Source organism: Streptomyces sp. DH12 (assembly GCF_020873895.1).
Classification (GTDB): Bacteria; Actinomycetota; Actinomycetes; order Streptomycetales; family Streptomycetaceae; genus Streptomyces.
Genome location: NZ_JAHWGT010000367.1, coordinates 1 through 658, shown reverse-complemented (window position 1 = coordinate 658; position 658 = coordinate 1). Strand labels below are relative to the sequence as shown.

Annotated in this window: 2 protein-coding genes and 1 tRNA gene; 1 reads left to right on the top strand and 2 read right to left on the bottom strand. The window is 72.2% G+C overall.

All coding sequences use genetic code 11. From position 1 onward, the window contains the following. The coding region (locus LPA54_RS34610) for an aminoglycoside phosphotransferase family protein (RefSeq protein WP_228984595.1) at positions 1–325 on the top strand (325 nt) is incomplete at its 5' end. A gap of 51 nt (positions 326–376) precedes the next feature. Here LPA54_RS34610 and LPA54_RS34605 read toward each other — a convergent pair. After that, positions 377–450 (bottom strand) — tRNA-Thr (locus LPA54_RS34605). A 70-nt stretch (positions 451–520) separates the two neighbouring features. Continuing rightward, on the bottom strand, positions 521–658 hold a 138-nt coding region (locus LPA54_RS34600), incomplete at its 5' end, for a DUF3224 domain-containing protein (protein WP_228984596.1).

The following is a 658-nucleotide window of genomic DNA, read 5'->3' as shown; positions in this document are numbered from 1 at the left end:
GGGCGACCGGCTGCTCCACTGGGACCTGCACGACGAGAACGTCCTCGCCGCCGACCGCGCGCCCTGGCTCGCCATCGACCCCAAGCCGCTCGCCGGCGACCCCGGCTTCGACCTGTGGCCCGCACTCGCCAACAACTTCGACCCCGGCGACGTCCTGTGGCGCTTCGACGCGATGACCGAGGTGCTCGGCCTGGACCGGGCGCGGGCCCGGGCGTGGACGTACGGGCGGACGCTGCAGAACTGCCTGTGGGAGACCGAGGAAGGCCGACCGCTGGACGAGGCGGACCTGGAGATCGCCCGCCGCCTGCGCGGCCGTACGGCGTGACGGAGGCATGAAGAACCCGGGCCGGAGAGGGACCGGCCCGGGCGTTGCCGGAGCCCCCTGTCGGATTCGAACCGACGACCTGCTGTTTACAAGACAGCTGCTCTGACCATCTGAGCTAAGGAGGCGGCGCGCGCGGCGCGCGCGAGGCGCGGTCCACTGTACACAGTGCCGGTTTCGCCGAGCCACGCACGTGATTCAGGCGCGCCCCGCCTCGTACGCGAAGGTGTACGGCACCTTCGACTCGCCGTGCCGGTAGGTGAAGCCGCCCGTGCCCCGCAGCCCGGCCAGCTCGCCGGTGCCCGAGCCCTCGACCACCTCGAACGTGCAGTGCAC